The following is a 24,009-nucleotide window of genomic DNA, read 5'->3' on the forward strand; positions in this document are numbered from 1 at the left end:
GCATGCTTCTGTTTTGATAGCTGCTAGCGCTTGACCATCAAGCGCTAGCGGCACTTTTCATTCAATTTTTGATGGTGACCGGGGCCGACGCCAGCTGCGCACGCTGCATCCACGCCAGCACCGAGTCCACGGTGACGGTCTCGATGAGGTCCGAAAACCGCTTGTCGCTGGGGTGGTCGTCGAACGCGATGTTGGCCGAGCCGACGCGTCCGCCCATGCGCGTGAGCGGCCCGAGCTTGAGTGTGGTCGGCTCGTAGCCCTTGAACTGCAGCCAGGCCTGCGCCTGCTCGCGGCTGCGCACCGTGGCGGGCTCCATGGCGGCAGCCAGCGTCTCCAGCGCCCATTGGTTGGACTGCTGGTATTTGTGGCCCCAGGCGTAGCTCACCATGCTGTAGGGCGGATGCTGCAGCGCCTTGGTGCGGCCCTTGTCCTGCAGCACGGCCAGCAGGCGCTGCTGCACCTCGGGCGTGGGCACGGCGTAGACGGCTTCGTAGCGCCACAGGTCGTCCAGGAAGAACTCGCCCAGGCCCTGGCGGTACAGATAACCCACGGCCGTGCCACATTCGTTGAGCTTGTGGGCCACGCGCCAGGGGCCCTCGGGCGTCTTATAAGCCCAGCCCAGGTGCGAATAGCGCAGGCCGTATTTGCTCAGGTCCTGCCCCGCGCGGCCCAGCACCACCACCTGCGCGCCGGACCTGGCGTGCTCGGCATCCAGCGCGGCCGAGGTCTGCTGCGCCAGCTGCATGCCGCGCTCGATCACTTTGGCAGGCACGGGCTTGGCCGCCTCGCAGGAGCGGCCCGCGTGGGCCGCGGGGGCAGCCAGCAAGGCCGCAGCCGCCACCAGGGCCAGGCCGAGCATGGCGAGATTGAATGAGCGCACACGGGCATGCGCCGGGGTTGTCACGGTCATCAGCTGCACATTCATGGCGGTGCCCTTACAGACGCTCGTTGTGCAGCAGCGCACGGCCGATGGCGTTGGGCACAAAGGCAATCGCCTCGCCCGCCACCGACAGCACTACGCCCGTGCCGATCACGCTGCAGGTCACTACCGTGCCCACGGCATGGGCCGATGCTCCCACGCCGCGGCCCGCCACTTCGACGCTGACCTGCGCGCCGTCCGAAGCACGCTCCAGCAGATACACCGTGCCCACGGCCGAGGCTTCGACTGTCTTCACAGTGAGCACCGCACCCGCCGTCGACAGCGCTACAGGCACCGTCACCAAGGCACCTGCAGCCGCCGATGCCACCGATGCCGTGCCCACCACCGAGGCGACCGGCAACAGCGAGAGCGCCGCCGAGGCCTCGCTCTGCGCCCGGGCGGGCAGCGCAGCCAAGGTGCACAGCAGGCCAGCGGCCAAGCCGAGGCCCAGGATTTTGTGGAATTTCTTCATGCTTTCACTCCTTACGGAAGGTACTGCGCAGCAAAGGCGCAGCACCGGATTTTTCAAAACAACCAGCGAGCATCCGCCATAGCGAGATGGCGGGCGACCGAATCTTTAGTTGGTGTTGTTACCAGACGTGGCGGCTGCGGCAGCTGCCGCTTCGCGGCGGCCTTGCATGCGCGCTTCCATCAGATCGGCCTCGTGGCGGTCGCGCAGCATCTTGGCCAGCGTGAAGGCGGTGGTGATCAGGTACAGCCAGCTCACGCCCAGGAAGGCCTTGTAGGTCACGTTGATTTCCATGCCGAACAGACCCCAGCCCGTGAGGCCCATGGCGACGGCAAAACCGCCCCACACCACCAGCTTCCACATCGGCGTATCACCAGCGCCGCGGCGCGCAGCGCTTTCGTTGTCGCGCACAAACTTGGCCAGCACGAACGCGGCTGAGAGACAGAACACATAGCCCATCACCATGAACGCCTGCTCCAAGTGCTCGCCCGGCAACCAGGCCAGTCCCACCGCGCACAGGAAGACGGCGATGCCGAACGAGACCCAGACCTGGAGCTGCCAGGCACGGGTGTCACGCTGAACGATGAGGGGGGCATTGGAGGACATAAGAGAGGTGGCCGTTTGGCGGCCTGGGTTGAACACGGAGCGAATGGTGCCCGCGGCGCGCGCTGGCGGCGCCAGTCGGTTGCGCCAGTGGCGGTTGTCCGGCTGCTCGGTATCGCCAGGCGATACTTCTTGCCGCGGACGAGCGGCACCTGGGTGACATGCCGGCACCGGCTTGTCTTTGACAATCGCACTCCATGCTGCGGGCGGGGCGCTTTTCTCGCGCCGCCCGCGGCCCCTCTTTCCATCCTGACCGCAGCCTTGCCCGGAGACCGCCCCATGACCAAACCTTTTGACCTCGTCGTCCACGGCGCCACCGGCTTCACGGGCCGCCTGGTCGTCGAATACCTGCTGCAGCGCTACCCCGCCGGCAGCGGCCTGCGCTGGGCCATGGGCGGGCGCAGCGCCGAGAAGCTGGCGGCCGTGCGCGACGAAGTGGGTGCGCCCGCCGACACGCCGCTCATCGTGACCGACAGCGCCGACCCCGCCAGCCTGCAGGCGCTGATGGCCCAGACCCGCCTGGTGCTGACCACCGTCGGGCCTTACCAGCTCTACGGCAATGAACTCGTGGCGGCCTGCGCCGCGGCGGGTGTGGACTACGTGGACCTGTGCGGCGAACCCGCCTGGATGCGCCACATGATCGACGCGCACGAGGCCACGGCCAAGGCCAGCGGAGCGCGCATCGTGTTCTCGTGCGGCTTCGACTCGATCCCGTTCGACCTGGGCGTGTTCCTGCTGCAAAAGGAATTCCGCCACCGCTTTGGCCACCCCGCACCGCGCGTGCGCGGCCGGGTGCGCAAGATGAAGGGCACGTTCTCGGGCGGCACCGCAGCCAGCCTGAAAGCCACCATGGCCGCCGCCGCCACCAACCCTGCGGTGCTCGACCTGCTCAAGAACCCGTTCTCGCTCACGCCCGGCTTCGAGGGCCCGCGCCAGCCCACAGGCCACAAGCCCATGGTGGACGAAGCCCTCGGTGACGGCGTGTGGGTTGCGCCCTTTGTGATGGCCGCCATCAACACCCGCAACGTGCACCGCTCCAACTTCTTGCTGCAGCACGCCTACGGCAGCGATTTTGTGTACGACGAGATGCTGATTACCGGCACGGGCGAAAAAGGCGAGGCCATCGCCAATGCGGTGGCCGGCGACAAATCGCTGGGCTCCGACAAGGGCCCCCAGCCCGGCGAAGGCCCCTCGCGCGAGGAACGCGATGCCGGCTTTTATGACGTGCTGTTTCTCGGCACCGACGCCGTAGGCAACACGTTGCGCGTGGGCGTGAAGGGCGACCGCGACCCGGGCTATGGCTCCACCTCAAAGATGATCGCCGAGGCCGCCGTGTGCCTGCTGCAGGACGCGTCGGACACCGCAGGCGGCATCTGGACCACGGCCCCGGCCATGGGCGATGCGCTGATAAAGCGGCTGCACGCGCATGCGGGCCTGAGCTTCGCCATTGAGGCAAGCTGATTGACCTTGCCACCGCAGCGGTGGCACACAGGCGTCCGTTTCTGATCGAAACCCGGCCGGGCGCGTCGGGCGCGGCCCCTCCGGCTGGTCGACAATCCCAGGGATTCCTGCTGCCGCCGTCGCCCTCCCATGAACACTCCCTTGCGCCCCCGAGACCTTTGCCTGGCGCTGCTCGTCATCGTGGTCTGGGGTTTGAATTTCGCCGTCATCAAGGTCGGCGTGGCGGACATCCCGCCCATGCTGCTGGGGGCGCTGCGCTACCTGCTGGCGGCGTTCCCGGCGCTGCTGTTCGTGCGCCCACCCAAGGTGCCGCTCAGGCTGTACCTGCTGTATGGCATGACCATGGCCGTGGGCCAGTTCGCGCTGCTGTTCACCGCCATCCACATCGGCATGCCCTCGGGCCTGGCGTCGCTGGTGCTGCAGGCACAGTCGTTCTTCACCTTGCTGATGGCCGCGTGGTGGCTGCGTGAGCCCTGGCACGGCAACCAGGTGGCGGGCTTGGCGCTGGCCGCTGTGGGGCTGGTGCTGATCGGCAGCGCACACGGCGCGTCGATGCCGCTGGCGGGGTTTGCGTTGACTGTGGCCGCCGCGGCGATGTGGGGCTGCGGCAATATCGTGACGCGCGCCGTGGGCCGCCATGGGCCCATGAACCAGTTCGCTTTTATCGTGTGGTCCAGCCTGGTCGCGCCGCTGCCTTTTGTGGCGCTGTCGCTGTGGATCGACGGGCCAAGCGCCGTGCTCGCTGCCGTGCAGAACCTGTCGCTGCGCTCCATGGCCGCGGTGGCGTACATCGCGTGGATCTCGACCTTGCTGGGCTTTGGCCTGTGGACCTTTCTGATGTCGCGCTACCCCGTCAACCGCGTGGCGCCGTTCACCCTGCTGGTGCCGGTGGTGGGCCTGACCACCGGATGGGTAGTGTTTGGCGAAGCGTTGCAGCTGGTGCACTTTGCCGGCGCGGGGCTGCTGATGGCCGGCCTGTTGGTGAATGTGTTGGGTGGCCCGGCCTGGGCGCGGCTCAAGGGTTGGCTGCGCCCCGCGGCTTGACGGGTCAGACCGCCAGCGGCAGCTCGGTGGTCGACAGCACATTGCGCAGCACCATGAACGACCGCACCTGGCGCACGCCCGGCAGGTAGAGCAACTGCTCGGCGTGCAGGCGGTTGAAGCTGTCGTTGTCGCGCGTGCGCACCAGCATGAAGTAGTCGAACTCGCCGGTGACCACATGGCACTCCATGCAGCCGGACACCTTGGCCGCGGCCTTCTCGAACGCTGCGAACGAGTCGGGCGTGGAGCGGTCCAGCACCACGCCGATCATCACCAGCATGCCGGCGCCCACCGCGCGCGGGCTGAGCAGCGCCACCACCTTGTCGATGAGCCCCAGGCGCTTGAGCCGCTCCACACGGCGCAGGCAGGCGGGCGGGCTCAGGTGCACCTTGGCGGCCAGCGCCACATTCGACAGCGATGCGTCGCGCTGCAGCAGCCGCAGGATAGCCTTGTCGGTGCGGTCCAGGGCCTCCAGCGTTTCGTCTGTGGCGTCCACATTCTTTGCACGAACTTTTGTTGCGCTCATTTGCTCATCACCAAAATTTCTATCTCTCATTATTCATTGATCGGCATCAAAACGCCAAATTTCACGCAAAGTTCACAAGCACGTTAAGTGCGTGTTTTTCTACGATGGATGCACGGCAGACGCCCCGGTCTGCGCCCCATCACCGCTTGAGGAAACCGCCATGAACCTGCAGAAATTCGCCCGCCACCCGCTCACCTTCGGGCCCTCGCCCATCACCGCGCTGCCGCGCTTGTCGGCCCACCTGGGCGGCAAGGTGCACCTGTATGCCAAGCGCGAGGACTGCAACTCGGGCCTGGCCTTCGGGGGCAACAAGACGCGCAAGCTCGAATACCTCATCCCCGAGGCGATTGCGGGCGGCTACGACACGCTGGTCTCCATCGGCGGCATCCAGTCCAACCAGACGCGCCAGGTGGCCGCCGTGGCAGCGCACTTGGGGCTCAAGTGCGTGCTCGTGCAGGAGAACTGGGTCAACTACTCCGACGCGGTATACGACCGCGTGGGCAACATCGAGATGAGCCGCATCATGGGCGCCGACGTGCGCCTGGACGCTGCGGGCTTCGACATCGGCATCCGCCCCAGCTGGGAGCAGGCCATGGACGACGTGAAGAAGGCGGGCGGCAAGCCCTTCCCCATCCCCGCGGGCTGCTCCGAGCACCCGTACGGCGGCCTGGGCTTCGTGGGCTTTGCCGAGGAAGTGCGCCAGCAGGAAAAAGAGCTGGGCTTTCAGTTCGACTACATCGTCGTGTGCTCGGTCACAGGCAGCACGCAGGCCGGCATGGTGGTGGGCTTTGCGGCCGACGGCCGGGCGCGCAAGGTGATTGGCATCGATGCATCGGCCAAGCCCGAAAAGACCCATGCCCAGGTGCTGCGCATCGCGCAGAACACGGCCAAGCTGGTGGAGCTGGGCCAGGAGATCACGGCCGAGGACGTCGTCCTGGACACGCGCTACGGCGGCCCCGAATACGGCCTGCCCAACGAAGGCACGCTCGAAGCCATCCGCCTATGCGCGCGCCAGGAAGGCATGCTCACCGACCCGGTGTACGAAGGCAAATCCATGCACGGCATGATCGACATGGTGCGCAAGGGCGAATTCCCCGAAGGCTCTCGCGTTCTGTACGCGCACCTGGGAGGGGTGCCGGCGCTCAACGCCTACAGCTTTCTTTTTCGCAACGGCTGATGCGCCGCGCGAGGAGACGGAGCAGCAGCGCCTGAGCCGGCTGGCCGGGCTGTCATTGATCTGACCCATCTCTCGTTTTCACTCCTTTGCATTCGTTAGCCCCGTGCACGCCGCCGGGTCCCACCGCCATGGCACCGGGCCTTCCCGGCTCCATGGCGGCTGACCGAACTTCCGTGGTAGCGACAGGCCCTGGCGGGCCGCCAGAGCGAAACGAAGACTGGCGCATCCTGGACCCTGTCCGCAGGTAGCAATGGCTGAACACAACAGCCCTCATCCGAAGGATCGCCGAATGAACCGCTTGCCTCTGACGCGACGCACTGGCGTCGCCCTGTCCATCGCTGCGATCGCAGCTACGGCAGGCCTGGGTTTATCGCCCCTGGCCCACGCCGACGGCTACCCCGCCAAACCCGTCCAGCTCATCGTGCCCTTCCCACCCGGCGGGGCGGTGGACATCGTGGGCCGGCTCATCAGCAAGAAGCTGGGCGAGCGCCTGGGCCAGGCGGTGGTCATCGAGAACAAGGCGGGCGCGGGCACCATCGTCGGCGCATCCTTCGTGGCCAACGCACCGGCGGACGGCTACACGCTGCTGATCAGCTCGGGCTCTACCTTCACCGTCAACCCGGCGCTGAACAACAAGCTGCCCTACGACCCGGTCAAGAGCTTCGAGCCCGTGGGCATGGTGGCGCGCGTGCCACTCATCTTGCTGGCCCACCGCGATGTGCCGGTGAGCAATCTGAAGCAGCTGATCGCCGCCGTGAACCGCGCGCCCGACAAGTTCTCGTACGGCTCGTTCGGCAGCGGCACCACCGGCCACTTCGCGGCCGAGCTGATGTGGTCGGCGACCGGCATCAAGCTGATGCACGTGCCGTACCGGGGCAGCGCACCCGCCATGAGCGACCTGATGGGTGGGCAGATCCCGCTCACCATCGACACGGTGGCCGCCGCGCTGCCTCAGCTCAAGGCCGGCAAGATCAAGGCCATCGTGGTCACGGGCGCCACGCGGGCCACGCAGCTGCCCGATGTGCCCACGGTGACCGAAAGCGGTTTTGCAGGCTTTGCCGCTGATTCGTGGCTGGCGGTGGTGGCGCCGCGCGGTCTGCCCGCCGATGCCAAAGCCAAGCTGGGCAAGGCACTGGCCGAGACCATGGCCGATGCCGAGATCCGCAGCAAGCTCATCGCCAGCGGGTTGGAGCAGGCCTACGCCAGCGGTGATGCCGTGGCGGCGCAGATCGAGGACGAGCTGCCGCGCATGCGGGCGATAGCCCAGCGCGCGAACATCAAGGCGGAATGACACTGACCGCGGCCCGCGTGCGCCTTCGCGGGCCGGGGGCGAAGCAGCTTCAGAGCAGGCGCGCCACGTGCTCGCGCAACACGGCAGGCTGCACGTCGCGCGCAGCGATGGACGCGCCCACGTTCAGGCCCACACGGCTGTAGAACCCGCGGCGAAACGGCCGCACCATGGCGCCGCCTTTTTCGATGCGGCTGAAGTACGAGCCCCACAGGTTGGTCAGCGCCATGGGGATCACGGGCGCCTCGACGCCCTCTTCGCGGGCACGCTCGATGATCTTCATGATGCCGCCCTTGAACTCCTGCAGCTGGCCGTCCTTGGTGATACCGCCTTCGGGGAAGATGGCCAGCAGGTCGCCCTCACGCAGCACCTGGGCCGCGCGCTCGAAGGCCGCGTCGTAGGTGGCGGGGTCTTCCTTGTACGGCGCGATCGGGATGGCCTTGGCCAGGCGGAACAGCCAGCCGAGCACCGGCACGCGGAAGATGCGATGGTCCATCACAAAGTAGATGGGCCGGGGGCTCGCGGCCATGAGTAGCACCGCGTCGATAAAGCTCACGTGGTTGCACGCCAGGATGGCCGCGCCGGTGGTGGGCAGGTTTTCGTCGCCGTGCACCTTGAAGCGGTACACGAAGCGCGACGACATCCAGGCCACAAAGCGCAGCAGGTATTCGGGCACCAGCATGAAGATGTAGAACGCCACCACCGCATTCGCCAGGCCTACGAACAAAAAGATCTGCGGCACCGTGAAGCCCGCGCCCAGCAGCGCACCAGCGATGAGCGAGCTGGCAATCATGAACAGCGCGTTCAGGATGTTGTTGGCCGCGATGATCCGCGCGCGGTGCGTGGGCTGGCTGCGCATCTGGATCAGTGCGTACATCGGCACGCTGTACAGGCCCGCGAACAGGCTGAGCAGCGCCAGGTCGAGCATCACGCGCCAGTGCTGGCTCTGCGCCAGGAAGGCGCCAAGGCCCATGATTTCCGACGGTGGCAGGCTGCGCGCCGCGAAGTACAGGTCGATGGAAAAGACGCTCATGCCAATGGCGCCCAGTGGCACCAGGCCGATCTCGACATGGCGGCGCGAGAGCACTTCGCACAGCAGCGAGCCAATGCCGATGCCGATGGAAAACACCACCAACAGCAGCGAAGCCACCTGCTCGTTGCCGTGCAGCACCTCCTTGGCCAGGCTCGGAAACTGACTCAGGAACACCGCACCGAAGAACCACATCCAGCTGATGCCCAGCAGCGAGCGGAACACCACGACGTTCTCGTGCGCGAGCTTGAGGTTGCGCCAGGTCTCGGTGAAGGGATTCCAGTTGATGGTGAGCCCCGGGTCGGTGGCCGGCACCGACGGGATGAATTGCGCCACCGCGCGCCCGATCAGCGCGGCCACCACACATGCCACAGCCACCGTGGTGTGGCCAATGCCAGGCAACGCCACCAGCAGCCCGCCCGCCACATTGCCCAGCAAGATGGCCACGAAGGTGCCCATCTCGACCATGCCGTTGCCGCCGGTGAGCTCGCGCTCGCTGAGCACCTGCGGCATGTACGCGAACTTCACCGGCCCGAACAGCGTGGAGTGCACGCCCATCAGGAAGGTGCACAGCAGCAGGATAGGCACATTGCCCGCGATGAACCCGCCCGCCGCCACCAGCATGATGGCGATCTCCAGGTTCTTCACGAAGCGGATCATCTTCGTCTTGTCGTACTTGTCGGTGAGCTGGCCCGAGGTGGCCGAGAACAGCAGAAACGGCAGGATGAACAGCGCGCCGATCACCAGCCCGGCCATGGCGGGCGGCAGCCACGACACGCTGAGCTGGTAGGTCACCATCACGGTGAAGGCGAACTTGAAGAGGTTGTCGTTGGCCGCGCCCGAGAACTGCGTCCAGAAGAACGGGGCAAAACGGCGCTGGCGCAGCAGGGCGAACTGGTTCGGGTCTTCATGCCCGTGGGCCGGCGCGCTGGCGGCATGTGGAGGCGCCGCGCGCTGCGCCACGCTGGTGGGGGTCGTCTCGGGGTTCATGCGTTTCTCCTCGTGTCCGATGGGTCTGCAGTGGCTGCTGCTATGTGTTGGTATGGCCCGGCGCGCGGCGAGGGGTTTGTGGGCCCTCCTCTTGTGGATCCGCGCGCGACTCCCACGGTGTGGGCGCCATTCTGCCCGGACACCGTGGCAAGGGTGGTGCCCGCCGTGGGGTTGTGGCGCAAAGCCTCCACGGCCATCAGCACGGGCCATGCGGCACCGGCGGCAAACACGTGCTTGAGGCTGTGGCCCGACACCCACTGCCCCGTCGCATCAAACACCGAATGGTCCGCGGCCTCGAACAGCTTGGCCAGCGCATACATCGCGATCACCGCGCCTAGGTGCACAGGCAACGCCCCGGCACGCTGCGGCAGCAGGGCCAGCACCAGCACGACGACCATGCCGCCCAGTTGCAACACCGCCCAGGGCAGCAGGTTGCCGGTGTGCGCCCACAGCAGCACCGCGGCTGCGCCCGCCAGCAACACCGCGCCGGCCGCGGCCCAGCCGGCCCTGCGGCTCACGCGACCCGCTGCGGCCAGGCCCAGCAGGCCCGCAAACGGCAGCACCATGCCCAACCGGTCCCACAGCAGGCCTGCATCGTTGGGCAACGCGTGGTACAGGCTGGAGCCGGCCGCGGTACAGACCAAGCCGGCAAAAAACAGTGTTGCGCAGGCCCGGGAGGCCGCATCCAGCACCCTGCGCTCGACCCCGCGCAGCCACACCAGACCCCACACGCCGGCCACCGCAAACGGCAGATTGCTCAGCACATCGAGCGCGCACGGAATGCCCCACACCGCGCGCTGGTCCGCAAACGCGTGCTGGTGCGGGCTGGCTGGCAGCGTCGGGCCCAGGCATGCGAGGGCCAACATCAGCAGGGCCAGCCAGAGCAGGGCGACCTCGGCGCGCGAGAGGCGGGCGGGGCGCTGGCGCAACGGTAATGGGACAAGGGTCATGGCGAGGAAGGAGCCCGTGGGCAGTGGTGAGGGATGCCGCGCAGTGTCTGCAGCGCCCGTCGCGCCCAGCGCAAAAAGTGATCCAAAGGGCCACCCGGAGCACTTCAGGTACTGATAATCGATACCCATGAGCACCACCGCCGACCTCGTTGCCGCCCTCAAGAAGGAACTCAAAAGCGCCCAGATGACCTATGCCGACTTGGCCGAGGCGCTGGGCATGGCCGAATCCAGCGTCAAGCGCATGCTGGCCAAGGGCGACATGCCGCTGTCGCGCATCGACGCGATCTGCCGCGCGCTGGCGCTGGACTTTGCCGACCTGGCGCGCCGTGTGGCCGACAGCCAGCCCCTGCTCAAAGAGCTGGCGCAGGAGCAGGAGCGCGCCGTGGTGGCCGACAAGAAGCTGCTGCTGATGGCGATTTGCGTGCTCAGCCAATGGACGCTGGAGCAGGTGACCACCACCTACCGGCTCTCCGAAGCGGAGGGCATCAAGTACCTGGCGCAGCTTGACCGCATCGGCATCATCGAGCTGCGGCCGCTGAACCGCTACCGATTGAAGCTCGCCAAGACCTTCCGCTGGCGGCCCCACGGCCCGGTGATGAACTACTTTCGCGAGCACGCGCTGCTCGACTACTTTTCCGGCGGTTTCGATGGTGCCGGCGAAGGCGTGCTGCTCGTGCACGGCACCATCAGCCGGGGCCTGGCACCCGCCTTCATGGAGCGCATGCAGCGCGTGGCGCAGGACTTTGCGCAACAGCACTTGGCCGACCAGAAGCTGCCGCCGCGGGAGCTGGAGGGCTACACCTTGCTGCTGGCGATGCGCAGTTGGGAATTCGAAGCGTTCACGGGGATGCGGAGGCTGCCCCTCTAAAAAGCCGCTGTGTGGCTCTCTCCCTGGGAGGGAACGACGCGGCGTTGGTGCGCTTGGCTTGTGTCGCTCGCTGGAGATCGGGCGATGCCATCGGGTTCTGAGTTATTGCTATTTTATTGATAGCAATAAATGCTTATCCAATAAGCGCTAGCGGCAAAAACACTGAATTTTTGATGTTCGTAGCCGATTCCACGGCGTCAGAAGTAAAAGAAACTTGACATCGGCATCGCTGCGGCACGACAATTTGTAAAGCAAACTTTACTTCTTGAGGCCCGCATGAACGAACTCCCCTCTCCCCTGGAACAAATCAGCTACCTGGCCAAGGTGCTCGCCGGCCTGCTCGTGGTGATCTTGCTGGGCCTCGCCAGCCTGGAGCTGGCGCACCTGCCGCTGGCGCCGGGCCGGTGGGCGGCGGGGCTGCTGGCGGCGGCGAGTGGTCTGTTGGCATGGCTGGGCTATCGCCGCTACCGCCAGCTGGACGAGCTGCAGCGCCAGATGCATGGCCGCGCCTGCCAATGGGCGGTGGGGCTGGCGCTGGCCATGCTGCTGGTGGTGTCCGCGGTACAGGCCTTGGGCATGGCCCCTGCCGTGCACCCGCTGGCCGTGGCCGCCGGGCTGATCGCCGCCTGGGGCCTGGGCCTGTGCATCACCCACCACCGGGTGAGCTGAACATGGCCCGCGTGTTGGTGACCGGCGCGGCCGGATACCTGGCGTCGTGGATCGTGAAGCTGCTGCTGGAGCAGGGCCACACGGTGCACGGCACGGTGCGCAGCCTGAAGGACGGGCGCAAGGTCGCGCACCTGCAGCGCCTGGCGCAGGCGCATCCCGGCCAGCTCATGTTGTTTGAGGCCGACCTGCTCGGCGCGCAGGGCTTTGACGCCGCCATGCAGGGTTGCAGCGCGGTGCTGCATACCGCTTCGCCCTACAAGCTGGGCCCTTCGGCCGACCCCGAACGCGAGCTCATCGCCCCCGCCGTGACGGGCACGCGCCATGTGCTGGATGCGGCCAATCGCGTGGCGAGCGTGGAGCGTGTGGTCATTACCAGCAGCATCGTGGCGATGTTCGGCGACAGCGACGAGCTGCAATCCCGCCCGGGGCATGTGCTCAACGAAAAGGACATAAACCGCACGTCGACCGCGCAAAGCAACCCGTACGCGCTCTCCAAGACGCGCGCCGAGGCCCTGGCCTGGGATCTGCTGGCACGGCAAAAACGCTGGTCGCTGGTGAGCGTGCACCCGGGCGCGATCTTTGGCCCTTCGCTGTCGCAGCGCGACGATGCCACCAGCGTGCAGCTGCTGCGCCAGTTTCTGGACGGGTCCTTCCGCCAGGGCGTGCCGCCGCTGTGGCTGGGCACGGTGGATGTGCGCGACGTGGCGCAGGCGCACGTCAGCGCCGCGCTGCAGCCGGCGGCATCGGGCCGCTATTTGGTGGTGGGCGAAAGCCTGCGCCTGCTGGAGATCGCGCAGCGCCTGCGCCAGAGCCACCCGGACCGCAGCGCCAAGCTGCCCACCAAAGAGGTTCCCCGATGGCTGATGTGGCTGATTGCGCCGATGGCCGGCATGACGCGCAGCTACGTGCGCCATAACGTGGGCCATCCGCTGCAGTTCGACACCACCCGCAGCCAGGCCGAGTTGGGCGTCCGCTACCGGCCGGCCAGCGCCACGCTGGGCGAGCACGTGGCGCAGCTGGTGGCCGATGGCCTGGCGCCGGACTGAGGCAACCCGCATGCACAACCACGTCAAGGCCCTGCGGCAAGACCGCGGGATGACCCAGCAAGCCCTGGCCGACGCGCTGGGTGTGAGCCGCCAGACGGTGCACTCGATCGAAGCGGGCAAATACGACCCCAGCCTGCCCCTGGCCTTCAAGATCGCCACCGTGCTCGGGCAGACCATCGAGCAGCTGTTTGTGCCCGAGGACTGAGCCGCAGCCGGGCACGCGGGGCGGAGGTGTCTGCACCTTCGCCGCGCCCATCCTTCGATACCCATTGACTCTTTAATGAAAATTCACTATTCTTTAAATCATTGATTCAACGATTTTAAAGATACCAAAGTGAAAACCACCCGCCAGCAGCAAGACGCCACCCGCCGCCAGATCGTGGCCAGCGCGGTGGACCTGATGACCCGCCAGGGCTTTGACGGCACGACGATGAAAGACATCGCGCGCGCCGCCGGCATTGGCGACGCCACGATCTACAAATACTTCCCGACCAAGGACCGCATCGTGCTGGGCTACCTGGACGACGTGGCCCACCAGGCGCTGGCCGACACGCTGCAGACGCCGGGATTTGCGGGCTATCAGCTGCAGGAGAAGCTCCAGCGCCTGACCGACGCCGTACTGGAGCGGCTGCTGGCCGACCGCGAATTTGTGGCCCAGGTGCGCACTCTGGCGCGGCGCTCGCCGCTGTCGATGCTGGCGGAACCCCTGGCGGCACGGCAAAGCCTGCGCGAGGCCGTCGCCAGCTTTCTCGAAGCCGCCGAGGCCAGCGGCGAGATCGAGCCCTGTGACTTCAAGGGCCTGGCGGGCGGGCTGTACACCGACTACCTGGCCGGTGTGGTGACGTACTGGCTGGCCGACACGTCGGATGAGTTTGCCGACACCACGCAGCTGGTGGACCTGTCGCTGGGGGTGCTGGTGCAGGCGCTGCGCGGCGGGCTCGTCAACCGCGTGCTGCAGCTGGGTGGCTTTGTGCTGCGCAGCCAGATGGCCCGCATGGTGCAGCACAGCAGTGGCCTGATGGGCATGCTGCAGCTGGCCAAACAGGCGATGGCCAGCGCGCCGCCCGGCCCTGCGCCCGCCTACAAGGCAGCCGCTGAAGCATCCCCCCCGCCGGAGCCTTCAGCACCGCCGCGCGCGCCGCGCAAACCCCGCGCTGCCAGCTCGGCAACCCCTGCAAAGCCAGCGGCCACGCCACGCAAGAGGAAGTCCGCATGACCAGCGCCCACACCGTGCGCGAGGTCCAGGTGCCCGCTGGCACGGTCATCCATGCCACCTTGCACAACGCGCATTTTTTTGACGCCTTCACAACGGCCGACCCTCGCCCCGCCACCAGCGCACTGCAGACCTGGCTGGACGTGGTGGCCCGGACACCTCGGTGGACGGAGCAACTTCTGGCAATCCGCAACAAGCTGGTGCGGCTGGTGGGCCTCAAGGGCGTGGGGCAGTTGCAGGATGTGCATCCCCCTGCCAGCGGAGCCTCTCCGGCCGATGCGCGCAGTTACCGCGTGGGAGATCAGGTGGGCATCTTCCTGATCCGCCATTTGAGCGACACCGAAGTGGTGATGGGGCAGGACGACAAACACCTGGATGTGCAGGTCTCGCTGACCAAACACGGGCAGCCGGGCAGCGTCCCCACGGTCGTCATCAGCACCGTGGTGCACATCCACAACACGCTGGGCCATGCCTACATGGCCGTCATCACGCCGTTTCACCGCCGCATCGTGCAGGTCATGCTGCGTCAGTTGGCCACGTCACACCATGGCGCGCGCTGACGCGCCGCGCACCGGCCGCCTGGCGCGCGGCACCATCACGGGCCTGGCCGCGGCGCGGATCGGCATGGCCCAGCTGGGGCACCGTGTGCGCACGCCGTCTGCCCAGGCGCAGGCCGACCACGAGGCCGCCCTGGGCCGCATCCTTTTTGGCGCCTTGGGCCAGCTGCGGGGCTCGGCGCTCAAGGTGTCGCAGCTGCTCAGCATGCACCCGGGCCTGCTGCCCGACGGCGTGCGGCAGGAGCTGGCGCGCGCCCACCACCAGGCACCGCCGCTCAACCGCGCGCTGGTGGGACGCGTGTTCCGCCAGGCTTTCGGGCAGGAGCCCGAGGCGCTGTTTGACCAGTTCGATCCCACAGCCTTCGCCGCCGCCAGCCTGGGCCAGGTGCACCGCGCTCAACTGGCGGGCCACGGCACGGTGGCCGTCAAGGTGCAGTACCCCGGCATCGCCGCCACCATTGCCAGCGACATGCAACTGATGCGCACTGCACTGCGCGCCCTGGCCCACACCGACATGCCCCTGCCCGCCAACACCGTGGTGGACAGCGTGATGACCGAGATCGAAGCCACACTGCTGCGCGAGGTGGACTACCTGCAGGAGGCCGAGCAACTGCAATGGTTTGCGCAGCACGCGGCTTTGCCCGGCGTGGTGCTCGCGCAGCCCATCCTGTCGCACACACGGGCCCAGGTGCTCACGCAGCAGTTTCTGCCGGGCCAGCACCTGCAGGCCTGGCTGGCCACGCAGCCCACACAGCAGCAACGCGACCTGGCCGGGCAGCACCTGTGGGACTGGTTCATGCACTGCATCTTTGTGCTGGGCCGGGTGCATGCCGATCCGCACCCTGGCAACTTTCTGTTTGCGCCCGATGGCACAGTGGGCGTGCTCGACTTTGGCTGCACCCGCAGCCTCTCCGCGGGGTTCCGGGCGCAGGTGACACGGGCGTGGTCCGCACTGCTGCGCCCGCCCACCGACCCACAGCGAGACGCGCTGGTGCTGCAGGCCTACCGGGCACTTGGACTCGTCAATGCCGGCCTCACCGTGCCGGCTTACACCGCCGAACTCGCGCCCGCACTGGCAGACATGCAGGCCTGGCAGATGGAGCCCTTCACGCAATCGGTGTTCGATTTCGGCGCCAAGACGCCGCCCCCTATCACCGCCGGCCGCCACCAACGCGTGCTGGGCGAGCACCTGGCGCAAGTGCCCGGCGAGATGCCCGCGTTCGAGCGCATGTGGATGGGCCTGATGCACCTGCTCACGGGGCTGGGCGCGCGGGTCCACACGCATTGCCCCGCCCTTCTTCATAGGAACCCATCCCCATGACCATCACCCTGACAAGCCTGCGCCCCTACCGCACTGCAACGCCACTTCGCAACCGCTGGAAGGGCCTGTGGATGCTGGCCGTGGCCGCGCTGCACACGTTGTATGCGGCCGTCGTGTTTCCGACCCAGCTGCAAGAGATCCTGCGGCGTGGCGTTTTCAACAGCGTGCAAAAAGACCCGGCCGTGGGCGCCGTGGTCTGGTTTGTACTGTTCGGCGTGTTGTTCGCGTTGCTGGGCTGGGCCATGCTGCTGATCGAACGCAACGCGGCGGTGGAGCCAGCCCCGCTGCGGGCGCTGGGCGCCGGGTTGTTGGCCCTCACGGTGCTGGGCATTGTGCTCATGCCTGCTTCGGGCTTCTGGCTGGCGCTGCCACCCGCGCTGGCGCTGTGCGCAGCGCGGTCGCTGGCGCCCGCCTCCCCCGTCTGATTGGAAAGGCCCGCTCCATGAACATCCTTTTCGTGAGTGCCGCCGGGGTGCTGGCGCTGGTCGCCCTGGCCCATTCGGTGCTGGGTGAAATTCTGGTCTTCCGCAGCCTGCGGGTGCAGGGTGTGGTGCCCACCGCGGGCCGCCCGGTGCTGCGCGAGCCGCAAGTGCGCATCTTGTGGGGCACATGGCATCTAACCACCGTGCTGGGCCTCGCTTTCAGCGCCCTGCTCTGGCGCCTGGGAACGACCCCGTGGAACGACGCCACGCTGGCTGCCTGGGTGGCCGATGTGGCGGGCATTGCGACACTGGCCAGCGGTCTGCTGGTGTTTTTTGCCACGCGCGGCCGGCATCCCGCCTGGGTGCCGCTGCTCGCGGTGGCGGCGCTCGTGTGGTGGCGTTAACGCGCGCACGGGGCCCTGCGTGCACAGGGAAACCCCGGTTTTTGCAGGTTCGTACGACCGCCCGTCGGCTCGGGCAACAACACTTCACAAGACTTCGCAAAGCGCCTACACCGTCTTGACACCAGAAGCGCACTATGAAGGCTCCGGTTCCGCAAGGAATCATCTTGAGGAGATCTTCATGGCTCGCAACGCACTCGCCGCTGTTTCCATCGCCCTGCTGTCGCTGGGCGCTGCCACGGCGGCCCAGGCCCAGATCAACGGCACCGTTGTCATCCAGTCGGGGCAGCCGCAGCAGTATTACCCGGCCACCCCGATGGTCGTGCAGTACGGCCCCCCGCCCGCACCCCGCTACGAAGTCGTTCCTGCACCACGCCGCGGCATGGTCTGGGTCCCAGGCCACTGGGAATGGAGCGGCAACCGCCACGTTTGGCTGCAGGGCCACTGGGTGAAGGCCCGCCCCGGCTACTACTACCGCGAACCCCGCTGGGAAGAGCATGGCGGCCGCTGGCAAATGCGCAGCGGTGGCTGGGACCGCGATGGCGACGGCATCCCCAACCGCTATGACCGCGACCGCGACGGTGATGGGGTTCCGAACCGCTACGACCGCGATCACCACGGCCGCGACCGTGACCACGACGGCGTGCGCAATCGCCACGACCGCGACCGCGATGGTGACGGCGTGCCCAACCGGTATGACAGCCGCCCGGACAACCCCCGTCGCAACTGATCGGCCGAGCTGACAGGGCAAGCCCGCAGGGGTTGAACCCTCGGGCGCACCTCCCAAGGCCAGGCCTTGGGGTGGCCCTGCCCATACCGATCACAGACCACTTTCCCCCCACCGAAAAAAGAGGAGATCACCATGATTCGAAACACACTCACCGCCGTATCCATTGCGACCCTGGCACTGTGCGCACTTGCGCCAGCGCAGGCCGCGACGCCGGGCACCGTTGTCGTCCAGTCCGACCGGGGCTACCAGCAGACGCAGACCTACCAGGTCATCCCCGCGCCGCCGCCTCCGCGCCGTGAAGCGACGCCCCGCGCACGCCGCGGCCAGGTGTGGGAAGAAGGCCATTGGCAATGGCGTGGCAACCGCTACCAATGGGTGCGCGGCCACTGGGTGCAGGCCCGCAATGGGCACCAGTACCGCCAACCCCACTGGGTGGAGCGTGACGGCCGCTGGGAATTCCAACGCGGTGGCTGGGACCGCAATGACCGCGATGGCGACGGCATCTCCAACCGCAATGACCGCGACCGTGACGGCGATGGCGTTTCCAACCGCCGCGACAGCCAGCCGAACAATCCACGCAGCAATTGATTGCTGATAGGTGTGTGCAACGGCCCTGGCCCTAGGTCAGGGCCGTTGCTCGTTCTACGTCAGGCGAGCTTCAACTCGGCGTGGCCCAGGCCCGGGAAATCGGCCACCACCGTGGTGCCCGGCGCCACCAAAATCGTGCCGGTGCACGACCCGGTCGTCACCCATTGGCCCGCCTGCAATCCGCCCAGGCTGTGTGCGCCTACATTGGCCAGCCAGGTGAGCAGGCGCAGCGGGTCGCCCGCCGGGTTGTTCCACCCTGCAGATTGCGCTGCCACCGCTCCATTGATCGTCAGCACCACGGACTGCGCCATCGCGTCCAGGGCCTCCACGTCCTCGGTGCCAGAGCCAACGATGAGCGCACCGTGGCATGCCTGGTCGGCCAGGCGGCTCCATTCGTCTTGTTGCCCCCAGGCCGCATAGCGGGTGTCGCACACCTCGATGCCCGCACGCACAGACCCGACAGCCGCCAGAACTTCGGCGGGGCTGTAGGGCGCGGCCCGCGGAGGGAGGTCTGCGCGCAGCCCGTACACCCACTCGGCTTCCACCCCCAGCACCGCGAACCCTGCCGTGGGCAAGCGCACTGCGCCGTCGCCCGCCGCCACCCAGACCGAATCGCGCGTGAGTGCTGCCCGCGCGGGCAGCGCCTGGTGCGAGGCCGCACCAACCTTCCAGCCCGCAATCTCCCCGCGCTCGCGCACCACCAGGTCCTGCACCGCATATGCCTGAACCACGTCGCGCGGGCGCAGCGCCGCGGGCAGGTCGAGCGGGCGGGGCATGCGCCCCTGGCGCGCCATTGTGATCACGGCGGCGCTGGCAAATGGGTCGAAGGGGTCGAAGGGATCGAGGGCGGTATCGGGCATGGGGAAACCACTTTTGCGGAGGGAGGGAACGGCAAATTATGGCCAACAGGCCGGTTCCACCATCAGCAACGATTGCGGCCCATTAGCGCTGCAGGCCCATGTTTTGCGCTGGGGCCGCTCCTAGAATGGCCCTCGCAGGAGAGCAGCGGCAGGCGCCACGCCCACCGCTGCACCGAAGGCGCAAACTCCCATACACGCTCAGGTCCCGTACTGCACCATTCATCAAAGCCGTCTGGAGAGCCGCCCCAACCCGCCATCGGCGTTGTGGCGCACCGAAGGAGCAAACCGCACGCCATGTGGGCGCGGCGGTGAATCTCTCAGGTACCAAGGACAGGGGGAGCGGCAGCTTGGCAGACGCGCGCCAGCTGCATTGCTATTATTTTCATAGCTGCTCACGCGTGTCTATCAAGCGCTAGCCCTCTATAAGGCTAAAAATGCGCGTGATTGTTCTCGGCGCCGGCTTGCTCGGCGTCACCTCGGCTTATTTCCTTTCGCAGCTCGGCCACGATGTGACCGTCATCGACCGCCAGGGCGCGCCCGGCGCCGAAACCAGTTTTGCCAACGGCGGGCAGATCTCGGTCAGCCACGCCGAACCCTGGGCCAACCCCAGCGCGCCGCTCAAGGTGCTGCAGTGGCTCGGCAAGGAAGACGCTCCGCTCTTGTTTCGCCTGCGCGCCGACATGCGCCAGTGGCTCTGGGGCCTGGCCTTTTTGCGCAATTGCACGCCGGCGCGCACGCGCCACAACATCGAGCAGATCGTGAGCCTGGGCACCTACAGCCGCAACGTGCTGCAGCAGCTGCGCGCCGCCACCGGCATAGAGTACGACCAGCGCACGCAAGGCATCCTGCACTTCTATACCAACGCCCAAGAGTTCGACGGCGCCCTGGCCCCGGCCGAGCAGATGCGCGCCCTGGGCTGCGAGCGCCAGGTCATCAGCGCCGACGAGGCCGTGCGCATTGAGCCAGCCCTCGCCCACATCCGTCCGCAGCTGGCGGGTGCCACGTACACGGCCGAAGATGAATCGGGCGATGCCAACCAGTTCACGCGCGAGCTGGTCCGGCTGTGCGAGGCCGCGGGCGTGCAGTTTCGCCTGGGTCACCACATCACCGCGCTGCGCGAGGCGGGCGGCACCATCGACCATGTGGAAGTGACCAATGCCGAGGGCCGTTTCGAGCGTGTGCAGGGTGATGCCTTCGTGCTGGCCATGGGCTCGTTCAGCCCGCTGTTGGCACAGCCGCTGGGCATCCGCCTGCCGATCTATCCCGCCAAGGGCTATTCGGTGACCATGCCGGTGAAGGATGCAGCCAAGGCGCACCAGGTGAGTCTCACGGACGATGAGTTCAAGCTCGTGTTCTCGCGCTACACCAGCGAACGCGGCGGCGACCGTTTGCGCATTGCCGGCACCGCGGAGCTCAACGGCTACGACCGGCACCTGAACCAGGTGCGCTGCGACGCCATCGTGCGCCGCGTGGAACAGCTCTTCCCTGGCGCGGGCGACGCGAGCCAAGCCCAGTTCTGGACCGGCCTGCGCCCCGCCACGCCCAGCAATGTGCCGCTGATCGGCAAGACGAAGGTGGCCAACCTGTTCCTCAACACCGGCCACGGCACGCTGGGCTGGACGCACGCCTGCGGTTCGGGCCAGGCGATCGCCGACATCGTGAGCGGGCGTGCGCCGCAGGTGGACTTTGACTTCCAGGGGATGGAGCGCAGCCCGCGCCCTGCGGCGCTGCTGCCATCGCGCACCGCGGCCTGAGCGCAGCTGCCAGGTCAGGGGGCCCGTCTACCTGGCGGCCCCCGTGGCCTGCGCCACGAAGCTCGCCACGGCGCGCATGTCCTTCTCGCTCATGCGCTCCGCATACGAGGGCATCACGCCGATGCCCGCCTTCAGCGCGCGCAGCACCCGCGCTGCGTCGGGCTTGAGCTCATCGAGCACCGGACCCACGTGGCCTTCGGCACCCGCGGCCTGCAGCGTGTGGCACACGGCACAGGCCGGCTGGATCTTGGTGAACAGCTCCTTGCCGCGGGCCAGCTCGGCGGCGTCGGCGGCCCAGCCGGCGCCCGTCCACAGCAGCAGACTCGACAGGACCGCCAGCGCAGGGATGCGCAAGTGCTTGGCACCGGCACGCCCCGATACCAGCGCCTCAGGGGGGAGCGTCATCACGCCACCGTGACGGTGACGGCGTGGTCGCGCCAGCTGGCGTTGTTGTAGCCGCCCAGGTTTTCCTCGCGCTGCTCGGCCTGCACCATGCCAGCGGTGTCGGTCGCGCGGCTGGCCAGCACATGGGTGCCCGCACCCAGTTGCACGGGCAGCACGAACTGGCGCCAGGCGAACTTGCCCAGGTCGGGGCCGATGAGACGCGCGGCCTGCCAGGTCTTGCCGCCGTCCACCGACACCTCCACGCCCTTGACGGCCTGCGTGCCACCAAAGGCCACGCCGTGCACCTGGACCAGGCCGGCCTTGAGGGTGCCCTTCTCGGGCAAGGGGCCGTTGATCCAGGATTTGACGCCCATCTCCCACACCGAGGGCTGATCGGGCGCGGCCTTGGAGCCCGGTGGCGACATGCGGTAGCCGTGCGACATGATGCGCGCCTGCGACTGGGCGCTGGTGAACGCCACGCGCTGGACGTACTTGATGTTGTTGACGCCCTGGTAGCCCGGCACCACCAGCCGCAGCGGGCCGCCATGCGCCAGCGAGATGGGCTCGCCGTTCATCTCCCAGGCCAGCAGCGCGTCGTCAGTGGCCTTGACGGGCACCGAGCGCTCCACCACCACCGACAGCGGGTCCACGCCCTCGGGCAGCTTCTCGCCGCCGGTGCCCGTCAGGTACACCGCGCCATCGGCCAAGCCGCCCAGGGCGGCCACCACGTTGCGCAACGGCACGCCGCTCCACACCACGCAGCCGGCAGCGCCCACGGCCCACGGCGTGCCGCTGGGCTTGCTGGGGAAAAAGCCGCGCCCGTTGCCCGAGCACTGCAGCACAGTGGCGACGGTCTCCACGCCCAGGGTCTTGAGCTCGGCGAGCGTGATGCTGCGCGGGTTCTTCACACCTTCGATGGCCACGGTCCAGGCGTCGCGGTTGTCCAGGATGGCCGCGTCGGGCGCGGGCAGGTTGTTGCGCACGTACAGCTGGTTCGATGGCGTGATCACGCTGGTGCCGAACGCGGAGCGCTTGGTCTCCAGCGTGCTGCTGCTGTGCACGATGAGCGCATCGGAAGACTTCCACACCGCGTAGGCGGGCAATGGCTTGGGCGCCACGGCCTGGGCTGCGGCACGCCCGCTCCAACCGGCAAGGCCCAGGGCACCCAGGGCGGCGGCGCTCCCGGCCAGCAGGTGTCGGCGCGGGAGGGTCATGGAATCTTTCATGGGTTCAGTCTCCGAGAAGTTGTAAGTCGCACCACACAAACAGCAACACGCCCGGCCTTGCGCCGACGCTTTCCAGGTCACCGATCTGCAGACGGAAGCCGCATTCTGTCGGCTATGGCGCACCGCAACCGGGCAGCGCATTGTCAACAGATGTAATAGTGATAAGCATATGGAAACATTCGTGCTGGGTCGCACTCGCTGGGGCATATTCGCTTTCCAAATAAGGGAGGGCGATATGTACCGCCAGGCGAGTCACATCGGGTTCAGGTTCTGCGCAGCGCTGCTGCTGGCCGGCGCAGCGTTGAGCGCCCAGGCACAGCTCACGGCCCTGGTGGCCGTAGAGCCCACTGCCAAAAAAGCTGCCAACACGATCCTGCGCAGCGCGGCGGAAGCGGGCCTGTCGAAGGCGGCAGGCCAGAGCGTCACGGTGGCCACGAGCGAAGACCTCTCCGATGTGATGCGCGCCACGCGCAGTGCAGGCTTTGACATCTTTATCGGCCCGCCGCAGGTGGCCGCCTCCGCGCTGCAGCGGGGGTACGAGCTGGTGGGCGCCACGCAAAAATCGGACAAGTACCTGTTGGTGGGCCTGCAGCAGGTGGACACCGTGGCCGCCATGAAAGGCCGCCGCCTGTACTTGCCGCAGCAGGATTCCGTCTACACCTACATGGCGCGCGGCATGCTCAACGAGGCAGGGCTGTCCTTTCAGGACCTGCGCTCCGTGCAGTACGAGAAATTCCCGCAGGCGGGCCTCACCGCGCTGACGCTGGGCTCTGCCGACGCCACGGTCGTGCGCGAGGACGAATGGGCCGAGTGGGCCGCCGCCCACCCCAAAACAGCGCGTGTGCTGGCTGCGTCGCAACCGGTGCCGGGCGGCTTCTCGGTGGCGGTGAAGAAGGACCTACCGGCCGAGACGCGCAGCAAGCTCGCCCAGTGGTTCGGCACGTCGTCCACCGGCGTGGGCTTGCCCACCGTGGCGGTGCGGCCTGAAAGCAGCGAATACCGGCGCCTGGCCGAGCTGGGCCTTTTCACACCCAGCAGCCTGCCGGGTGTGAACCGCGTCAGCGCCAAGGAGGCCCGCGACCTCCTGGCGCGCGGCGCGATGCTGGTGGATACGCGCACCGAAAAGGAATACAAGGCCAAGCGCATCCGCGGCGCCGTGTTTGCGGCCTATGTGGAAAAGAGCCTCAAGGACGTCGCCTTCAACGCCGCCCAGGACGACTTCCAGTCGCTCGACAAAGTGCCTCAGCTGGACAAGGCCAAGCCGGTGATCTTTGCCTGCAACGGTGCCGAATGCTGGAAGTCGTACAAGGCGGCCAAGGTCGCCACAGCGAAAGGCTTCACCTCGGTGTACTGGCTGCGCGGCGGCCTGCCCGAGTGGGACGAGAACGGCCTGCCCACTGAAGGCGGCTGAGGCCCGAGCGGCTGCGCGGCCGGGCGCGCGATCAACACAGCCTGCGGGCCCATCCGCAGCGCCAGCGCACGCGAAATTGGTGGCCCGGTCTGCGGCAGGGAAGCC

26 protein-coding genes and 1 riboswitch are annotated in these 24,009 nt (G+C 67.4%); of the genes, 17 read left to right on the forward strand and 9 right to left on the reverse strand.

Features of this window, described 5'->3' with window-relative positions; all coding sequences use genetic code 11:
* Positions 1–61: 61 nt before the first annotated feature.
* The 3 genes from ACSQ3Q_RS21975 to ACSQ3Q_RS21985 form a co-directional block, all read right to left on the reverse strand.
* Entirely contained in the window at positions 62–859 is a 798-nt protein-coding gene (locus ACSQ3Q_RS21975) for a DUF2145 domain-containing protein (RefSeq protein ID WP_436137052.1), read from the reverse strand.
* Positions 860–935: 76 nt separating this feature from the next.
* Positions 936–1,391 carry a hypothetical protein gene (locus tag ACSQ3Q_RS21980; protein WP_436136444.1) on the reverse strand — a complete coding sequence of 152 codons (456 nt, stop codon included), beginning with the start codon at positions 1,389–1,391 and terminating at the stop codon, positions 936–938.
* Between the two features lie 105 nt (positions 1,392–1,496).
* Positions 1,497–1,994 (reverse strand): YiaA/YiaB family inner membrane protein, encoded by a 498-nt coding sequence (locus ACSQ3Q_RS21985; RefSeq protein ID WP_436136445.1) that lies wholly within the window; start codon positions 1,992–1,994, stop codon positions 1,497–1,499.
* A 276-nt stretch (positions 1,995–2,270) separates the two neighbouring features.
* Here ACSQ3Q_RS21985 and ACSQ3Q_RS21990 point away from each other — a divergent pair, with 276 nt between their 5' ends.
* Both ACSQ3Q_RS21990 and ACSQ3Q_RS21995 read left to right on the forward strand, forming a co-directional pair.
* On the forward strand, positions 2,271–3,452 hold the full coding sequence (locus ACSQ3Q_RS21990; RefSeq protein WP_436136446.1) for a saccharopine dehydrogenase family protein: 1,182 nt from the start codon (positions 2,271–2,273) through the stop codon (positions 3,450–3,452).
* Between the two features lie 141 nt (positions 3,453–3,593).
* Positions 3,594–4,496: an EamA family transporter gene (locus tag ACSQ3Q_RS21995; RefSeq protein WP_436137053.1), complete on the forward strand. Its 903-nt coding sequence runs from the start codon at positions 3,594–3,596 to the stop codon at positions 4,494–4,496.
* A 4-nt stretch (positions 4,497–4,500) separates the two neighbouring features.
* On the opposite strand, the gene ACSQ3Q_RS22000 is transcribed toward ACSQ3Q_RS21995, so the two are convergent.
* Positions 4,501–5,019: an Lrp/AsnC family transcriptional regulator gene (locus ACSQ3Q_RS22000; RefSeq protein ID WP_436136447.1), complete on the reverse strand. Its 519-nt coding sequence runs from the start codon at positions 5,017–5,019 to the stop codon at positions 4,501–4,503.
* Positions 5,020–5,179: 160 nt separating this feature from the next.
* Here ACSQ3Q_RS22000 and ACSQ3Q_RS22005 point away from each other — a divergent pair, with 160 nt between their 5' ends.
* Positions 5,180–6,196 carry a 1-aminocyclopropane-1-carboxylate deaminase gene (locus ACSQ3Q_RS22005; RefSeq protein ID WP_436136448.1) on the forward strand — a complete coding sequence of 339 codons (1,017 nt, stop codon included), beginning with the start codon at positions 5,180–5,182 and terminating at the stop codon, positions 6,194–6,196.
* A 289-nt stretch (positions 6,197–6,485) separates the two neighbouring features.
* Positions 6,486–7,487 (forward strand): Bug family tripartite tricarboxylate transporter substrate binding protein, encoded by a 1,002-nt coding sequence (locus ACSQ3Q_RS22010; protein ID WP_436136449.1) that lies wholly within the window; start codon positions 6,486–6,488, stop codon positions 7,485–7,487.
* A 49-nt stretch (positions 7,488–7,536) separates the two neighbouring features.
* Here ACSQ3Q_RS22010 and ACSQ3Q_RS22015 read toward each other — a convergent pair whose 3' ends face one another.
* Positions 7,537–9,504, reverse strand: coding sequence for an MFS transporter (locus ACSQ3Q_RS22015; protein WP_436136450.1), 1,968 nt, complete (start codon positions 9,502–9,504; stop codon positions 7,537–7,539).
* Positions 9,501–10,454 carry a hypothetical protein gene (locus ACSQ3Q_RS22020; RefSeq protein WP_436136451.1) on the reverse strand — a complete coding sequence of 318 codons (954 nt, stop codon included), beginning with the start codon at positions 10,452–10,454 and terminating at the stop codon, positions 9,501–9,503. The genes ACSQ3Q_RS22015 and ACSQ3Q_RS22020 overlap by 4 nt, the downstream gene beginning before the upstream one ends.
* Positions 10,455–10,581: 127 nt before the next feature.
* On the opposite strand from ACSQ3Q_RS22020, the gene ACSQ3Q_RS22025 reads away from it, so the two are divergent.
* The 11 genes from ACSQ3Q_RS22025 (at position 10,582) to ACSQ3Q_RS22075 (ending at position 18,269) form a co-directional block, all read left to right on the forward strand.
* Complete coding sequence (locus ACSQ3Q_RS22025; RefSeq protein WP_436136452.1) at positions 10,582–11,322, forward strand: helix-turn-helix domain-containing protein; 741 nt, start codon at positions 10,582–10,584, stop codon at positions 11,320–11,322.
* 276 nt (positions 11,323–11,598) lie between these two features.
* Positions 11,599–11,991, forward strand: a complete 393-nt coding sequence (locus ACSQ3Q_RS22030; RefSeq protein WP_436136453.1) for a hypothetical protein — start codon at positions 11,599–11,601, stop codon at positions 11,989–11,991.
* Between the two features lie 2 nt (positions 11,992–11,993).
* On the forward strand, positions 11,994–13,037 hold the full coding sequence (locus ACSQ3Q_RS22035; protein WP_436136454.1) for an NAD-dependent epimerase/dehydratase family protein: 1,044 nt from the start codon (positions 11,994–11,996) through the stop codon (positions 13,035–13,037).
* A gap of 10 nt (positions 13,038–13,047) precedes the next feature.
* Positions 13,048–13,242, forward strand: coding sequence for a helix-turn-helix transcriptional regulator (locus ACSQ3Q_RS22040; RefSeq protein WP_436136455.1), 195 nt, complete (start codon positions 13,048–13,050; stop codon positions 13,240–13,242).
* 129 nt (positions 13,243–13,371) lie between these two features.
* On the forward strand, positions 13,372–14,253 hold the full coding sequence (locus tag ACSQ3Q_RS22045; RefSeq protein ID WP_436136456.1) for a TetR family transcriptional regulator: 882 nt from the start codon (positions 13,372–13,374) through the stop codon (positions 14,251–14,253).
* Positions 14,250–14,810, forward strand: coding sequence for a DUF2867 domain-containing protein (locus ACSQ3Q_RS22050; RefSeq protein ID WP_436136457.1), 561 nt, complete (start codon positions 14,250–14,252; stop codon positions 14,808–14,810). The genes ACSQ3Q_RS22045 and ACSQ3Q_RS22050 overlap by 4 nt, the downstream gene beginning before the upstream one ends.
* Positions 14,797–16,128, forward strand: coding sequence for an ABC1 kinase family protein (locus ACSQ3Q_RS22055; protein ID WP_436136458.1), 1,332 nt, complete (start codon positions 14,797–14,799; stop codon positions 16,126–16,128). The genes ACSQ3Q_RS22050 and ACSQ3Q_RS22055 overlap by 14 nt, the downstream gene beginning before the upstream one ends.
* A complete protein-coding gene (locus tag ACSQ3Q_RS22060) occupies positions 16,125–16,553 on the forward strand; it encodes a DUF6463 family protein (protein ID WP_436136459.1) in 429 nt (142 codons plus the stop codon). Before ACSQ3Q_RS22055 ends, ACSQ3Q_RS22060 begins: the two co-directional genes overlap by 4 nt.
* A gap of 17 nt (positions 16,554–16,570) precedes the next feature.
* Positions 16,571–16,954 carry a hypothetical protein gene (locus ACSQ3Q_RS22065; protein WP_436136460.1) on the forward strand — a complete coding sequence of 128 codons (384 nt, stop codon included), beginning with the start codon at positions 16,571–16,573 and terminating at the stop codon, positions 16,952–16,954.
* Positions 16,955–17,132: 178 nt separating this feature from the next.
* Positions 17,133–17,681, forward strand: a complete 549-nt coding sequence (locus ACSQ3Q_RS22070) for a YXWGXW repeat-containing protein (protein ID WP_436136461.1) — start codon at positions 17,133–17,135, stop codon at positions 17,679–17,681.
* 132 nt (positions 17,682–17,813) lie between these two features.
* Positions 17,814–18,269 carry a YXWGXW repeat-containing protein gene (locus ACSQ3Q_RS22075; protein WP_436136462.1) on the forward strand — a complete coding sequence of 152 codons (456 nt, stop codon included), beginning with the start codon at positions 17,814–17,816 and terminating at the stop codon, positions 18,267–18,269.
* Between the two features lie 59 nt (positions 18,270–18,328).
* Here ACSQ3Q_RS22075 and ACSQ3Q_RS22080 read toward each other — a convergent pair whose 3' ends face one another.
* A complete protein-coding gene (locus ACSQ3Q_RS22080; RefSeq protein WP_436136463.1) occupies positions 18,329–19,129 on the reverse strand; it encodes a 2-keto-4-pentenoate hydratase in 801 nt (266 codons plus the stop codon).
* A gap of 222 nt (positions 19,130–19,351) precedes the next feature.
* Positions 19,352–19,473: riboswitch (glycine riboswitch) on the forward strand.
* 90 nt (positions 19,474–19,563) lie between these two features.
* On the opposite strand from ACSQ3Q_RS22080, the gene ACSQ3Q_RS22085 reads away from it, so the two are divergent.
* A complete protein-coding gene (locus ACSQ3Q_RS22085) occupies positions 19,564–20,883 on the forward strand; it encodes a D-amino acid dehydrogenase (protein ID WP_436136464.1) in 1,320 nt (439 codons plus the stop codon).
* Between the two features lie 27 nt (positions 20,884–20,910).
* Here the strand turns inward: ACSQ3Q_RS22085 and ACSQ3Q_RS22090 are convergent, their stop codons facing one another.
* The gene (locus ACSQ3Q_RS22090; protein ID WP_436136465.1) at positions 20,911–21,288 is read right to left on the reverse strand and encodes a c-type cytochrome; all 378 of its coding nucleotides are present in this window, start codon (positions 21,286–21,288) and stop codon (positions 20,911–20,913) included.
* Positions 21,288–22,493, reverse strand: coding sequence for a sulfite oxidase (locus tag ACSQ3Q_RS22095; protein ID WP_436136466.1), 1,206 nt, complete (start codon positions 22,491–22,493; stop codon positions 21,288–21,290). Before ACSQ3Q_RS22095 ends, ACSQ3Q_RS22090 begins: the two co-directional genes overlap by 1 nt.
* Positions 22,494–22,728: 235 nt before the next feature.
* Between ACSQ3Q_RS22095 and ACSQ3Q_RS22100 the strand changes: the two genes are divergently transcribed.
* Positions 22,729–23,904, forward strand: coding sequence for a rhodanese-like domain-containing protein (locus ACSQ3Q_RS22100; protein WP_436136467.1), 1,176 nt, complete (start codon positions 22,729–22,731; stop codon positions 23,902–23,904).
* Positions 23,905–24,009 lie beyond the last annotated feature (105 nt).

Source organism: Acidovorax sp. LjRoot129, assembly GCF_964253765.1.
Lineage (GTDB): Bacteria > Pseudomonadota > Gammaproteobacteria > Burkholderiales > Burkholderiaceae_C > Acidovorax.

Bases quoted from the DNA above. Each gene is read 5' to 3' on its own strand.
- ACSQ3Q_RS21975 (WP_436137052.1), bottom strand. From the start codon at position 859: ATGCTCGGCCTGGCCCTGGTGGCGGCTGCGGCCTTGCTGGCTGCCCCC.
- ACSQ3Q_RS21980 (WP_436136444.1), bottom strand. From the start codon at position 1,391: ATGAAGAAATTCCACAAAATCCTGGGCCTCGGCTTGGCCGCTGGCCTG.
- ACSQ3Q_RS21985 (WP_436136445.1), bottom strand. From the start codon at position 1,994: ATGTCCTCCAATGCCCCCCTCATCGTTCAGCGTGACACCCGTGCCTGG.
- ACSQ3Q_RS21990 (WP_436136446.1), top strand. From the start codon at position 2,271: ATGACCAAACCTTTTGACCTCGTCGTCCACGGCGCCACCGGCTTCACG.
- ACSQ3Q_RS22000 (WP_436136447.1), bottom strand. From the start codon at position 5,019: ATGAGCGCAACAAAAGTTCGTGCAAAGAATGTGGACGCCACAGACGAA.
- ACSQ3Q_RS22005 (WP_436136448.1), top strand. From the start codon at position 5,180: ATGAACCTGCAGAAATTCGCCCGCCACCCGCTCACCTTCGGGCCCTCG.
- ACSQ3Q_RS22010 (WP_436136449.1), top strand. From the start codon at position 6,486: ATGAACCGCTTGCCTCTGACGCGACGCACTGGCGTCGCCCTGTCCATC.
- ACSQ3Q_RS22015 (WP_436136450.1), bottom strand. From the start codon at position 9,504: ATGAACCCCGAGACGACCCCCACCAGCGTGGCGCAGCGCGCGGCGCCT.
- ACSQ3Q_RS22020 (WP_436136451.1), bottom strand. From the start codon at position 10,454: ATGACCCTTGTCCCATTACCGTTGCGCCAGCGCCCCGCCCGCCTCTCG.
- ACSQ3Q_RS22025 (WP_436136452.1), top strand. From the start codon at position 10,582: ATGAGCACCACCGCCGACCTCGTTGCCGCCCTCAAGAAGGAACTCAAA.
- ACSQ3Q_RS22030 (WP_436136453.1), top strand. From the start codon at position 11,599: ATGAACGAACTCCCCTCTCCCCTGGAACAAATCAGCTACCTGGCCAAG.
- ACSQ3Q_RS22035 (WP_436136454.1), top strand. From the start codon at position 11,994: ATGGCCCGCGTGTTGGTGACCGGCGCGGCCGGATACCTGGCGTCGTGG.
- ACSQ3Q_RS22040 (WP_436136455.1), top strand. From the start codon at position 13,048: ATGCACAACCACGTCAAGGCCCTGCGGCAAGACCGCGGGATGACCCAG.
- ACSQ3Q_RS22050 (WP_436136457.1), top strand. From the start codon at position 14,250: ATGACCAGCGCCCACACCGTGCGCGAGGTCCAGGTGCCCGCTGGCACG.
- ACSQ3Q_RS22055 (WP_436136458.1), top strand. From the start codon at position 14,797: ATGGCGCGCGCTGACGCGCCGCGCACCGGCCGCCTGGCGCGCGGCACC.
- ACSQ3Q_RS22060 (WP_436136459.1), top strand. From the start codon at position 16,125: ATGACCATCACCCTGACAAGCCTGCGCCCCTACCGCACTGCAACGCCA.
- ACSQ3Q_RS22065 (WP_436136460.1), top strand. From the start codon at position 16,571: ATGAACATCCTTTTCGTGAGTGCCGCCGGGGTGCTGGCGCTGGTCGCC.
- ACSQ3Q_RS22070 (WP_436136461.1), top strand. From the start codon at position 17,133: ATGGCTCGCAACGCACTCGCCGCTGTTTCCATCGCCCTGCTGTCGCTG.
- ACSQ3Q_RS22075 (WP_436136462.1), top strand. From the start codon at position 17,814: ATGATTCGAAACACACTCACCGCCGTATCCATTGCGACCCTGGCACTG.
- ACSQ3Q_RS22080 (WP_436136463.1), bottom strand. From the start codon at position 19,129: ATGCCCGATACCGCCCTCGATCCCTTCGACCCCTTCGACCCATTTGCC.
- ACSQ3Q_RS22085 (WP_436136464.1), top strand. From the start codon at position 19,564: ATGCGCGTGATTGTTCTCGGCGCCGGCTTGCTCGGCGTCACCTCGGCT.
- ACSQ3Q_RS22090 (WP_436136465.1), bottom strand. From the start codon at position 21,288: ATGACGCTCCCCCCTGAGGCGCTGGTATCGGGGCGTGCCGGTGCCAAG.
- ACSQ3Q_RS22095 (WP_436136466.1), bottom strand. From the start codon at position 22,493: ATGAAAGATTCCATGACCCTCCCGCGCCGACACCTGCTGGCCGGGAGC.
- ACSQ3Q_RS22100 (WP_436136467.1), top strand. From the start codon at position 22,729: ATGTACCGCCAGGCGAGTCACATCGGGTTCAGGTTCTGCGCAGCGCTG.